Source organism: Streptomyces sp. NPDC003635, assembly GCF_053587635.1.
Map to the genome: position 1 here is coordinate 65,311 of NZ_JBSFOK010000016.1, position 12,824 is coordinate 78,134.

General features: G+C 72.1%; 8 protein-coding genes. 5 read left to right on the forward strand and 3 right to left on the reverse strand.

Translation table 11 applies throughout. The annotated features are described in order from the left end of the window. Positions 1–38: 38 nt before the first annotated feature. Entirely contained in the window at positions 39–1,061 is a 1,023-nt protein-coding gene (locus ACWDRW_RS17415; RefSeq protein WP_451724061.1) for an aldo/keto reductase, read from the forward strand. Positions 1,062–1,068: 7 nt separating this feature from the next. Here ACWDRW_RS17415 and ACWDRW_RS17420 read toward each other — a convergent pair whose 3' ends face one another. Together ACWDRW_RS17420 and ACWDRW_RS17425 are read right to left on the reverse strand one after the other, a co-directional pair. Continuing rightward, complete coding sequence (locus ACWDRW_RS17420; RefSeq protein WP_451724063.1) at positions 1,069–2,139, reverse strand: hypothetical protein; 1,071 nt, start codon at positions 2,137–2,139, stop codon at positions 1,069–1,071. Between the two features lie 96 nt (positions 2,140–2,235). Then, on the reverse strand, positions 2,236–3,480 hold the full coding sequence (locus ACWDRW_RS17425) for a sensor histidine kinase (RefSeq protein ID WP_451724064.1): 1,245 nt from the start codon (positions 3,478–3,480) through the stop codon (positions 2,236–2,238). 179 nt (positions 3,481–3,659) lie between these two features. Here ACWDRW_RS17425 and ACWDRW_RS17430 point away from each other — a divergent pair, with 179 nt between their 5' ends. After that, the gene (locus ACWDRW_RS17430; RefSeq protein WP_451724065.1) at positions 3,660–3,860 is read left to right on the forward strand and encodes a hypothetical protein; all 201 of its coding nucleotides are present in this window, start codon (positions 3,660–3,662) and stop codon (positions 3,858–3,860) included. Positions 3,861–3,869: 9 nt separating this feature from the next. Here ACWDRW_RS17430 and ACWDRW_RS17435 read toward each other — a convergent pair whose 3' ends face one another. Continuing rightward, entirely contained in the window at positions 3,870–4,265 is a 396-nt protein-coding gene (locus ACWDRW_RS17435; protein ID WP_451724067.1) for a ribonuclease domain-containing protein, read from the reverse strand. Positions 4,266–4,795: 530 nt separating this feature from the next. Here ACWDRW_RS17435 and ACWDRW_RS17440 point away from each other — a divergent pair. The 3 genes from ACWDRW_RS17440 to ACWDRW_RS17450 are packed head-to-tail and all read left to right on the forward strand — an operon-like array spanning position 4,796 to position 12,786. Continuing rightward, the gene (locus ACWDRW_RS17440; RefSeq protein ID WP_451724070.1) at positions 4,796–7,051 is read left to right on the forward strand and encodes a VWA domain-containing protein; all 2,256 of its coding nucleotides are present in this window, start codon (positions 4,796–4,798) and stop codon (positions 7,049–7,051) included. A gap of 54 nt (positions 7,052–7,105) precedes the next feature. Continuing rightward, positions 7,106–10,309, forward strand: coding sequence for a tubulin-like doman-containing protein (locus tag ACWDRW_RS17445; protein WP_451724072.1), 3,204 nt, complete (start codon positions 7,106–7,108; stop codon positions 10,307–10,309). Positions 10,310–10,311: 2 nt separating this feature from the next. Beyond that, on the forward strand, positions 10,312–12,786 hold the full coding sequence (locus ACWDRW_RS17450) for a hypothetical protein (RefSeq protein WP_451724073.1): 2,475 nt from the start codon (positions 10,312–10,314) through the stop codon (positions 12,784–12,786). The last annotated feature ends 38 nt before the right edge of the window (positions 12,787–12,824 follow it).

Genomic DNA, 12,824 nt, shown 5'->3' on the forward strand with positions numbered 1-12,824 from the left:
TAGATTGCCGGACGGAGCGTCCGGCGAGGGGGGATTACGTGCGTTACCGGCTGCTGGGCCGTACCGGCCTGCGCGTGTCAGAGCTGTTCCTGGGGGCCATGACCTTCGGCGAGGAGGGCGGGGCGGGGGTGCCCCGGGAGGAGTGCGCGCGCATCCTCGACGCCTACGCCGAGGCGGGCGGGAACGTCGTCGACACGGCCGTCAACTACCGTGCCGGACAGAGCGAGACGATCGTCGGTGAACTGCTGAAGGGGCGGCGCGACCGGTTCGTGCTGTCCACCAAGTACACCTGCACGCGCGACGGCGAGGACCCGAACGCCGCGGGCAACCACCGCAAGAACCTCACCCTGTCGCTGGAGACGAGCCTGCGCCGGCTCGGCACGGACTACGTCGACCTGTACTGGGTGCACATCTGGGACCGCAACACCCCGGTCGAGGAGACGATGCGCGCCCTCGACGACGCCGTGCGCTCCGGCAAGGTGCTCTACATCGGCATCTCGGACGCCCCGGCCTGGCTGGTGTCGCGTGCCAACACCCTGGCGGAGCTGCGGGGGTGGACGGAGTTCGCCGGGCTCCAGGTGCCCTACAGCCTGCTCAACCGGGACATCGAGCGCGAACTGCTCCCGATGGCCGAGGCGTTCGGGATGTCGGTGGCGGCCTGGAGTCCCCTGCAGGGCGGGATCCTGTCCGGCAAGTACGCCCAGCCGGGCCGGGCGGAGCCCACCCGGCACGACCCCGGTTCGCTCGGGGAGCGCGAGCACACCGTGGCGGGGGCGGTGCGGGAGGCGGCGGACGAACTCGGGGTCTCACCGGCGCAGGTGGCCCTCGCCTGGACCATGTCCCACTCCCCCGCCGTGCACCCGATCGTCGGCGCACGGCGGGTCGAGCAGCTCGTGGACAACCTGGGCGCGGCCGAACTGGCCCTGCCCGCGGAGGTGGTGACCCGGCTGGAGGAGACGACCGGCTTCCGACCCGGCTTCCCCGCCGAGTTCATCGACGGCACCTCGCCCTGGGTGTACGGCGCGGCGGGGCAGCGCGTGGTGCCCCGCCGCCCTAGGTGACGGCCGCTCAGGCCCGCAGGACCACGCCGTAGCGGGTGCGCAGGCGGGTCAGTTCCCAGCGGGTCACCGCCGTCACCGAGACCGGTCCGGCCAGAACGGCGAGCACCTGGACGACCGGCGGGCCGGGCGGCAGTCCGCCGGCGGCCAGGCTGATCAGCGCGAACTCCCACACCAGCACCGCGGTGAGCAGGGCGGGCAGCGCCGCGTGCACACCCGCGGAGTTGAACCCGGTGCGCACCGCGGACCCGGTGGCGAAGAAGAGGAAGAACAGCAGCCAGAAGACCAGCAGGATCAGCGCCACGTGCAACCATGGGAAGCCCGGGTCGCCGTTCCCGGACTGGCGCCTGTCGACCAGGGCGGTCGCCATGACGAGCAGGGGTACGGCGGTCACCGCGCCGACGTAGAGCAGGGCCGACTTCCCGGCGGCCCGTACCCGCGGCCGCATATCGGCCTTGGTCCGCGGCGAGGCCATGCGGAACAGGAACGCGATCACCAGCGGCGCGCTCAGGAGCAGCAGCGGCGGGGTGACGGCCAGCCGCATCATGTACTGCTGCTGCGCCTCGCCGATGTCCTCCGGCTTGCCGTACACGACGAGCAGCAGCAGCGACATGGCGACCGCCGTCCAGGCCCGGATCCGCTGCACGCGCAGGATGTCCGGGTCCTCGATCCGGCGGTGTCCGCGCGGCGGGAAGAGGGCGTGGGCCCGGGTGCGGGCGGAACGGGCGAAGACGTACCCGACCATCAGCGGCACGGTCACGAACCAGGCGCAGGGGAACAGGACGAACGCCGCGGCACATCCGTGGATCCTGGGCCGCCCGGCCCGCAACAGCACCCGCAGGGGCGGCCATTCGGCCTCCCGCAGGCCGCGCAGCCAACCCCACAGCGTGGTGGGCGCGGGCTGCGGCGGCGGCACGAAGGGCGGAGGCGGCGGGTAGCCGTAGGGGGAGGGCTGGGGTGGCGGATAGCCGTAGGGGTAGGGCTGGGGCGGGACGTTCGGGGGCGGCGGCGGGTACGGTCCGCCGTTCGGCGGGCCCGGCGGCGGTGGCTGGTACGGGTTGTACGGTCCCCCGAAACTCACGCTGCTGACTTCCTTCCGGTGCCTGCGGGACAGTGGCTGCACAAACGTGTGCCATCGTTCCACGCAAGTCAACCGGGTTCACTTCAGGCCCAGTTGTCATCCCCAGGGCAGCCAGGCCCGTACCTCGAACCCGCCGTCGTCCGTGGGGCCGTGGGCCAGCCGGCCGCCAGCGAGGGTGGCCCGTTCCGAGAGGCCGATCAACCCCTGCCCGGAGCCGGGCACGTGCGGCGCCTCGCTCTCCGGCGCCGGATTGCGCACCCGGACGTCGAGCCCCTCGCCCTGGGCGCCGCGGACCGCGACGGTGACCTCGGCGCCGGGGGCGTGCTTGCGGGCGTTGGTCAGGCCCTCCTGGGCGATGCGGTAGGCGGTGCGACCGACGGCGGCGGGGAGGGCGGCGGGGTCGGTGACGCGGTTGTCGAGGGCGACCTTCATCCCGGCCTCGCGGGACTCGGCGACCAGCGACTCCAGCGCGCCGAGCGTGGGCTGCGGCCGGCTGGCGTCGTCACGCTCCCCCGCCCGCAGGACGCCGATGATCTCCCGCAGGTCCTGGAGGGCCTCGTGTGCGCTCTCCCGGATGACCCCGGCCGCCCGGACGATCTCCTCCCGAGGCGCGTCGGGACGGAACTCCAGCGCGCCCGCGTGCACGCTCAGCAGGGTCAGCCGGTGGGCGAGGACGTCGTGCATCTCCCGGGCGATGGCCTCGCGGGCCAGCCGCTGGGCCTGCTCGGCGCGCAGCCGCGCCTCGGTCTCGGCCCGCCGGGCGCGGTCGCGCAGGCTGAGCATGAGCTGCCGCTTGGACCGCACGAACATGCCCCAGCCGACGACGGCGCCGGTCAGCACCACGCTGAGGAAGAGCGTCCAGCCGTAGGGAATGTCGGGGTCGGGACGGAACCAGTAGAAGATCGGGGCGGTCGCCAGGGCAGCGGCGCTGACCCAGGCCACGTACCGGAACGGCCGGTGCACGGCGAGCGTGAACACGGCGACGAGCGCGGCGCCGCCCGCGGTGGCGGAGACGAAGCCGACCGGGATCATCGCCACCGCCAGCCCGAGCGGCCAGCGACGGCGCAGCCAGACCGCGGCGCAGGCGAGCGCCCCGACCAGCTGGTCGACGGCGACCACGGCTCGGGGCAGGTTCTCGTCCGGCAGGGTGTCGGCGGCCAGCAGGCCGATCGCGGCGGCCACCAGGAAGCAGCAGAAGTCCACCACCCAGTCGCGGGCGGTACGGCGCTGGCGCCCCGGGCGCCGCGCGTCGGGGTCGAGTTCCGTCACCACGGCCGAGGGAAGCAGCCAGCGCTGCTGGACGAAGGGCTGACTCTCGGGCCCCGGCAGATCACCACTCACGGTCGACAAATCTACGCAGACTCGCGCCCGGACACCTCCGCCCGAGCGGGATCGTCGACCAAAGTCGCGGTATCGCAGACTTTCGGCGCGACGGGCCGGCGCGGCCGGAGACTTCCGGCGGGCCGGGTCCCGCCCCGCGGCCGATGTGCGTGGGGGGGCCGCGGGGCGAGGGTCGGGCCATGAAGCAGTTGCTGGAATTCCTCGGTTTCCTCGCCCTGGTCCAGGGCGTCGCCGGTCTTGTGCACGAGTTCACCGACTGGGACTGGGGTCTCGTGCAGAGGCTCGGCGTTCTCGACGGCTACGAGATCTACGCCGGCGTCACCCTGCTCGTGCTGGCGTTCGCGCTGTTCGCGGCCGCCGGGAGCCGGAGGTCCGGCTGACGGCCCGGCTCAGCAGCGGTAGTCGATCAGGTCGAAGGAGGCGTAGTGGTCGGCGGTGTAGTAGTCCTCCTCATGTGCCTGACCCGTGACGATCCGGCGCGCTCCGCGCGTGGAGACGCCCGGCGTCCTGACCGTGTACTCGTGGTAGTAGCCGGAGGAGTTGCCGGGCAGGATGCCCTCCCGGTTGGAGAACACGGACCCGTCCTGCGCGTAGGGGAACGGGCCGCCCTGCTCGATCAGGTCGAGCGTGGTGTGTGCCTGGGAGGGCAGGTCGCTGTAGCAGATGTCACCGACGGCGGTGGCGGCCGCGGTAGCCGATGGCGCGGTCACCGTGCCGCCCAGCAGGACGGCGGACAGGAGCGCGGCCGCGGCGCCGATTCGAGTGATCCGTGGGGGGAATCTCATGGGCACCATGATGACGCGCGTAGACGATGGCATGTCAATGACAACACCGTGAAGTTTTCGGGGAGTTAACCTGACGCCCCGCGAGTATCTAAACGTATATTCGTTCGAATTTTCAGGTCGCTCCACCCCTTCCCCGCAGCCCTCACTTCGCCGAAACGACTGGAACGAGAAACATTCAGTCAAGTTCGAAAGAATGCGAAAACGGCAGCTCCGAATTCAGCCTCGCGGAGAAATCGATTCGAACACGCTTGGTGTTCTTGATTCCATTTCCCTTGATCAGCGCCCTCCCCTTCCTGATTGCGTCAAACCCTTACGGGGCGTCATCGCCTGGTGCTACAACTACTGTCACGTCTCGCAGGTGCCAGGGGGGTGGTCCGATGACGACGGGCGCCTCCAGCCGTGCGTCGAAACGAAGGATTCTTGCTTCGCGAGAATCATTGCGCCCCAGCCCTTTTCGACGAACGGGCCGGTTACGCGCGGCCAGATTTCTTTGCGCGCTATTGCTGGCACTGCTGCCCTCGGCCATTCCCGTGCCGGCTCACGCGGAAGATCGGGGGACCCTCAGTCCGGAGCCCGTCGACTTCGTCGTCCTGGTGGACGAGTCGGGGAGCCTGTCGAAAGCAGACGTCGCCGCGGAGCGCGCGGCCGCCGCGGTGCTGGCGCTCGGAGAGGTCTCCGACAGATCCCGGGTGGCCGTGGTCGGCTTCGGCAGCGTGACCCGGCCGGGCCAGGCCCCCGTGGACACCGTGTGTCCGCTGACCCGGGTGGACGCGGCCGGCCGGGAGCGGTTGAGCGCATGCGTCGCGGACCTCCACCGGCGCACCGACGACGAGGGAAACGGAACCGACTTCCCGGCCGCTCTGGCACAGGCGCTGTCCCTGCTGTCCGGCAGCGCCGAAGGAACCCCGAAGATCATCTTCCTGCTGACCGACGGGCAACTCGACGTCGGCGACAGCCCCGCCTACGGCGACGACCCCGGCTCCCGCAACGCCAACGCCCGGAAGATCCTGGAGAAGAAGGTCGCACAGGCCCGCGCGGACAAGGTGCAGATCTGGCCCCTGGGCTTCGGGTCGGCCATCGACAAGGGGCAGTTGGACGCGCTGGCGGCGGGCGGCTACCAGAGCCGTTGCGCCGATCTCCCCTCGGCCCGCCCCGAGGCACGGGTCACGACCGGTTCCGCCGATGTGGCGGCGGTCCTGCTCACCGCCTTCGCCGGCGCGCGATGCGCCCGTACGGCGGACGGAGACGCGAGGTCCGTGTCGTCGAGCGCGGACCTGCGCGTGACGATCCCGCCCGTGGCGACGGACGGGACCATCAACGTCATCAAGGAGAACCCGGACGGCATCGCGGTGACCTACTACGATCCGCGTGGCCGCAAGGTGCCGCTGAACGGCAGGGCCTTCGGCTCGGAGTTCGAACTCGTCGGCCAGTCCGGCTCGGTGGAGGCCCTGCGCATCCGCAATCCCTACCCCGGCACCTGGCGGGTCCACGTGGAGGTGCTCGACGGGGCACCGGCGCAGCGGATCACCGCCACGGCCATCTGGCAGGGCGTGCTGCGCTCGTACATCGTCGTCGACCCACCCGTCCCGACCGCCGGTCAACAGGTCACGGCCCATGTCACCCTGCAGACCAGGCAGGGGGTCGTCCTCACTCGGCGCGAGCAACTGGCCGGGATCAAGGTCTCGGTGGAACTGACGGGCGGCGGCTTCACCGCCCGCACGGTCCGCCTCGCGGACGACGGCAAAGGCCCCGATCCGCAGTCCCACGACGGTGAGTTCTCCGCGCGCATTACCGTCCCGCGCACCGCCACCGGCGATCTGTCCTTCACCGGTGTCATGGTCGGTGAGGGCATCGCCGGCGACCAGAGCCCCTACGCCACCGAACTGGCCTCCAGCGCACCGCTGGTGACCGCCGCGATCGTGCTCGACGACCGGGAAGTGCACCCCGGTGATACCGCCCACGGCAGCATCGAACTGCGCAACGACGACGACTCGGCACACCGCCTGCGCCTGACGCTGCTGGGCGGCTCGCCGGACAGCGCGCTCACGGTCCGGCCGCAGCGGATGACGCTCGCGGCGGGCAAGACCGATCAGGTGCCGTTGCGCATCGACTTCGGCCGGGGCGCCGCGCCGGGCACGGTGCCCGGCCGGCTGACGCTGCGGGACGAGACATCGGGCCAGGTGGTCACAGAGGCCTTCGTCACGGTCCGAGTGGTGCCGGTGCCCGGTCTCCTCGACCGGTACGGCACGGAGGTGGGCGCCGCGGCCGCGGTCGTGCTGGCGCTGACGGTACTGCTCGGGCTGCGCTGGCAGGACCGGCGCCGTACGCGCGACACCTCGGATCTCCAGCTGATCCTGTACCGGGGCGAGGAGGAACTCAGCCGCCTGCGGGCGCCGGCCACCGCCGGCCCCGAGTTCGGCTTCACCCTGCGCGCCTCAGCCGGGGGGAACCAGCGACTCCTGCTGGACGACTCCCCGATCCGGCACCGGGTGCGCAGGACACCCGACGGCGGACTCTCCGTCCGACTCCCGGGTGGCGAGCGGCTGGTCGTTCCCCGCAACCAGCGCTCCGCCCTCGGGGACGGCCTGTCTCTGGGCTTCGCCGACCATCGCCCCGCCGCCCGCTCGCTGCGAGGAAGCGGCGGCGCCCGCCGAGGTGCGCGTCCCGAGCGGAGCCTGCCCGAACAACAGGCCAAGACGCGATCGCGACGGGGCCGCGGGGAGCGCGCGTCCTCCGTCCACAACACCACGCTGACCAAACGGCGGCCCTATGACGACGACTTCTGAGGCGCCCGTGGCCCGCACAGTCGACGCGCGACACGTCCCACGAGGTGAAGCCCAGTGAAGGTCTATCAGCCGATGCTCTTCGTCGGCCTCGGCGGTACCGGGTGCCTCATCGGTACGGAGTTGGAGAACCGGCTGCGCGAGGCGTTGTGCGGGCCGGACGGCACCGCCCTGTTCTCCGTGCTCCGGGGCCGGCAGTTGCTGCCCTACCAGCTGCCCGACTGCCTGCAGTTCGTCTACGCCGACCTCAACGAGGCCGAACTGAACCGCCTGGCGCACATGCGCGCCGAAGGCCCCCTCAAGGCCGCGTACAGCCGGACCTCGCACGCCACCTTCGGGTTGCTGCCGCGCTTCGACTCCTATCCCGAGGTGGCCCGCAGCCTGCGGACCAACCTGCCCGGGCCGCTGTGCGCATGGCTGCCCCCGCGCACCGGCGAGCCACGCATCGCGCCCCTGATCCGAGGCGCGGGGCAGCTGCCCACCGTGGGCAGGGCGGCCCTGTTCGAGACGTTCCGCAGTGGCCTCGGGGCCGCGATGGAGCCCTTGCGCAACGCGATCTCGATGATCAGCAAGTCCGGGGGCGACCTGACCTCGCTCGGGGGAACACTGGCCGACAGCTGCGACGTCTTCGTGGCCTTCTCGGTGGCCGGCGGCACCGGCTCGGGCCTCTTCTACGACTACCTGCATCTGATCGGCCAGGCATTCGAAGAGGCTCACTACCGGGTGAAGATCTACCCGTTGGTCCTCATGCCGTCCGCCTTCGACGACGGACGCGGCGGCGGCCGGGCCGCGCGGCTCAACGCCGGCCGCGCCCTGGTGGACCTCTTCCGTCTGGTCGACGATCAGAACGCCCCCGACGCCGAGGACAACCTCGACGACGTGGGCACCCACGGTCAGCTGCGGCTGGAGTACCCGGGCGGCCTGTCGGTGCGGCTGCGCCCCTCGACCACGCAGACCGCGTTCCTGTTCAGCCGCACCTCCGGTATCGAGCGCGAGGACCTGCACCGCAGTGTGGTGTCGCTCGTGATGTCCCTGCTGGGCACCGAACTCGGCGACGACGACGGCCGCACCTACGCCAACGACCACCTGTACCAGTCCTTCGCCGACTCCTTCATCAACACCAACGTGGAGCGGGCGGCCGTGGCTCCGACGGGGATCGGCCACCGAGGGGTCTCCACGAGCCTGGTGGCCTCCATGACCGTGCCGGTCGACGAGCTGGCGGAACTCCTCGCCTCGCGGCTGCAGGCCACCGCGCTGCGCCAGCAGGACGCCGCGCCCCGTCCTCCCGACGGCTCCAGGCGGGAACTCGTCCGCGAGTTCTTCACCGCCTCGAACATCGACCCGCTGTGGAGCCGGGCCAGTCTGCCGATCAACGAGCCCCGTCCGGCCACCGGGGCCCGCGCCATCCTCGACGCGCTCGCCACCCGGCAAGTCGCGATGGAGGACGCCCTCGGCGACCTCGACCGTCAACTGCGCCAGCGCATAGCCGAGTTGGCGGCCGACTTCGACCCGGTACGCGGAGTGCGGCAATTGCTCGGCCGATGCGACGTCACGGAACTGCACCACGTGCTCCTCGGGGACGCAGCCGCCAAGGACCGGTTGGAGCGGGTCGGCTTCGCCGGACTCCTGGAGAACCGCCGGCGCGAGCCCGAGCGCCCGCCGGGGCTGACCACCGGCCCCCCGCAACCGCAGGGCATCCGGGACCGCATGGGCGGGTTCGTCAAGGCCAAGTGGACCGACCCGGAGGTGTCCGCGGTGCTCCAGCAGCAGGACGCGTGGTACCAGTGGGAGGCCAGACGCACCTGGCACCGCCACTGGGCCGACCACGCGGCACGCTGGGACCGCACGCTGGCCGCGGTGAAGTCCGAACTCAACGCCCTCGTCGCCGCCTTCCGGGAACAGGCCGACGAGGAGCACACCTCCTTCAGTCAGCGCACCCGCCACCTCTACCGGCCCCGCACCGGTGTGTCGTACCTGCTGCCGGCCCAGGCGGATCTCACCTCCTTCTACGACGCGGTGGTGCGCCGGCTGCTCCTGGCCGAGGGCCTGCGCGAGACCGACGACGAGCGGGCCCTGCTGGGGCGGCTGGTCGGCTCCGAGCAATGGCGGGCCGCCTTCGGCGAGGCACGGACCGACCCCCGCCGCGCCGTCCACATGATCAAGGATCAGCTCCAGCACCGGATGAAGCGACTGTTCGTGGAGCCCGGTGACCGGGAGGAGCGCCCGCTCCTCCCCCGCCTGGGCACCTTGCTGGCCGAGGCGGCCGCGGGCGGTGGCGGTCAGGTCGGCGACGACGCCCTGGAACAGTGCCGGCACAAACTGGCCTCGTTGCTTCCGGTCGGGTTCTCACCCGAAGGCAGCGGCCGGCTGAAGGTGCTCATCGTGTACCCGGCCACGTCCTCGGACGCGACCGTGCGCAGGTTCCTGGAGCGCGAGATGCGGTTGCCGCGCGACAGCGAACGCGACATCGAGTTCCGGCCGGTGTCCACGGAGTCCATCACCGTGGTGCTCTTCCGGAGCGCGATGAGCCTGACCGAGGTGCCGGAGGTGCGCGAGACACTGACCCTGTGGGCCGAGGCGCTCACCGCCGAGCAGCCCGGCGACCACCTGAGATGGCGTCAGCGGCTGGGCCACGGCTACGACTTCCTGATGGGTACGGCGGCGGACCGCCGGCACATCCTGCACCGCCTGCTGTGCGCCATCTGGAACAACCAGGTCCAGGTCTTCGGCGACGTCACCAGCCCGCGCCGGATCCGCATCGGGCTCCAGGACCGGGACTCCGCCGCGATGGTCTGTCCGCTGGACGCACCCGGCGGGGGGCTGTCCAGCTGGGGCAACCTGCTGCGCGCGTACGAGGCGTGGACACTGGCCGAGGACAGCGGGGGAATCCGCAACGCGTTCTGCGAACAGCTGATGACCACCACCCCCCTGGGACTCGAGGTCTCGCCGGTCCCCCCGCACGGCCTCTTCCAGACGCTCGTGCAGGAGGTGGCACCACAGCAGAGCAGGCTGCTCGAACAGCTGGCCCATGAGGAGGACGGACAGCGGCCCGCCGGGTTCACCGACCTCAGCACCTTCTGGAACGAGACCCTGCCGGGCGCGCTCGACCTGCCCTTCCCACGGGCGCACCGGATGTCCGGCTGGAACCTGCGCAAACTCAGCCAGTCCTTCCAGCCGGCGCCGGGCCCCTACCAGCCCTCGATGCACGAACGGCGATTCGGTGCGGGCGCCGACCAGACCAGGGACCCGCGGGGAGAATGACCATGATCGGCTCCACCGACGACCAGCTCGTCGTCTGCATCGACCTGCGCCACGAACTGGCGGAGGTACTGGACCCCCGCTCCCTGGACGAGCGCTTCCGCGACGCGATGCGGGACGCGCGCATACGGTCCGCGGATGTCTCCCGGGTCCTGGTCATCGACACGGTCGCCGCACTGCTGGGCCACCACACGGCCTACGAGCGACTGTGCTCCAACCCCTTGGTCTCCACTGTGCTGTGCCTGGCCGTGGGGCCGCTGCCAGGACCCGACGAGCGGGTCCTGAGCGTGCCCTCTCAGCTGCGCCCCCCGGTCGCGGCCACGCTGTGGGTCGGCGATGTCCGCGGCATCGGCTGGCATCCCGGACAGGCCCGTTCGCTGGCGCTCACCGACACCGACATCGCGGCGGACGACATCACCGGCCTGGAGCCGCTGATCGACCTGCTGCGGGTGGCCGAGGTGTTCGACGCGGCCATGGCGGCGCTCAGCGACCTGCCGTCCGCGGTGGCGAGCCCGGCTCTGCGGCTGCTGGTGCACGAAGTACCCGAAGAGGATCTGCTGCGTGCGCAGTTGCAGGCGCTCGACGCCTGCGTGTCGCTCCCGGACGACCTGCGCACCGGGCCCACTCCCGGCGGCGCCCTGGACGTCCTGGCCGGATACGTCCAACCCGAGGATCTCGTGGTGGAGGACTGCCTGCCGGAGAGCAGCCTGCTGCGGCAGGCGCACTGGCGCAGCGTCGAGTGCCTCGGGCAGGCGGCCGACCGACTGGACGTGCTGGAGGGCTGGCGCGGCCTGCTGCTGCCCGGCGATCCGGCCGGTGACGTGGTGCGCGCGGCACGGGAGGCCGGGCACGCCCTGGCGGACTACCGCGATGCCATCGAGCAGACGTTTGAATGGGCGGACGGACGCGCGGGGCTCAACGCCGAGGGGCGTGACCACCTCGCGCAGATGGGCATCCAGCTGCCCCTGGTGCCGGGCACCCGCCCGGAGGAGGTCGGCGAGGAACTGCGGCAGCAGGTCGTGCACCGGCTCCGGCGGCGCCGCCCGCTGCCCGAGATCGTGTCCTGGCTGCGCGACTTCGCCGGACGTACGGTCCCCACCGGCAGCGCCGCGCAGCTGGACCGGCTGCACCGGATCTGCCCCGACGACCTGCTCGACACCCTGCGCGACCCACCACCACCGGTGATCGGCACCGACCCGGTGCCGTCGGCCCTGTGGGTGGCCGCCGCCGCTCTGTTGGCGGCACTCAGCCCGCTGGGGGTGTGGGGTGCCGTCGTCGTCCTGGTCCTCCTCGGCCTCGGCGCGGCCCGCACCGCGGGCTCCCCGGGGCGGGTGCCACCCGCCACCGCGGGCGCGCTGGCGGTGGCGTGGCTGGTCGGCGGCGCGGCCGGGGTGGCGCTGCGTTCGGTGGGCGTGCCCGAGTGGACGGGCGCCCCGCTGATCGTCCTGGCCCTGCTGGCAGCGGCCCTGTCGGCACGGTCCCTGTGGGTCGCCGCGGTACGGCGGTGGCGTTCCGACACCGGTCTGGCGGAGGCAGGCCGAGCCATAGAGCGGCTCGGTGACGTCCTCGACCAGGGGGTGCTGCGGCACTGGCTGCTGGCGGACGCCCGGGCCGGCGCGTCGGACCAGGCCAAGGCGCTGGCCCATCTGGTGCAGACGGTCTGCGGGGCGCTGACGGAGTTCGCCGAGCAACTCGGCCGCCGCGCCCGGCCCGCCTGGGACACCGTGCCCCGCGGGGGCGGGCGGACCGGTCCGGCAGGGGGACGTGGGGGCAGCACGTTCGCCGTGGAGTACGTCGGCCAGGCCGGACAGGCGCTGCGCACGACGCTGGCCGGGGATGTCACCGATCTGGTCGCGGAGGTCCTCGCGCCGTACTGGGATGTGGTGCTGCGCGACCCGTCCAGTGCCGCCGCACTGCCCGTGGCCTCCCGCACCGACGAGTTGATGCACACCTACCAGCAGCAGCTGGCCAGGATGGGCACCACTCCCCCGCCGCCGTTCGCGTCCGCGTCGGCCGGCCGGCCCGATCCCGCGACCCTCGTCGGGGTCGACCTGCGCCGGATCATCGACGTCCTGCTGCCCGACGACCGCGACGGCGCGCTGCAGCTGTGCTCCCCGGACCAGTTGCGCATGCTGGACCGCGCGCCGGGTTCCGCGCAGAGCTTCGGGTTCGTGCCCCAGGCCATGCAAGGGGCGTTCTGGAAGGCACTGATGAGTACCTCGGGCGCGGACAAGGGTCTCGACGACAGGGAGACCGCGAAGAACAGCCGACGGGGGACTACCGGCTCACCGGCGGCGGTGGCAGGCATGCCGGAGATCGTCTGGACGGCCTCGGGCCGGTTCGCCGGGCTGCTGCGGCTGGTGCCGCTGTCGTCGGGGGCGGTACGCCCGGTGTGGCCGGAGGCCGACTCGGACGGCGGCTCCACGCGCGGCGCCGCCCCCGGCCCGCCGGTCTCGCGCGCTCCGGGCGAGACAGGGTGAGGCAGCGGGGCACGGCTGACATGCCGTGGAACACGATC

Excerpts from the sequence above, each read along its gene's own strand:
- ACWDRW_RS17435 (WP_451724067.1), bottom strand. The coding sequence starts at position 4,265 with ATGAGATTCCCCCCACGGATCACTCGAATCGGCGCCGCGGCCGCGCTC.
- ACWDRW_RS17450 (WP_451724073.1), top strand. The coding sequence starts at position 10,312 with ATGATCGGCTCCACCGACGACCAGCTCGTCGTCTGCATCGACCTGCGC.
- ACWDRW_RS17430 (WP_451724065.1), top strand. The coding sequence starts at position 3,660 with ATGAAGCAGTTGCTGGAATTCCTCGGTTTCCTCGCCCTGGTCCAGGGC.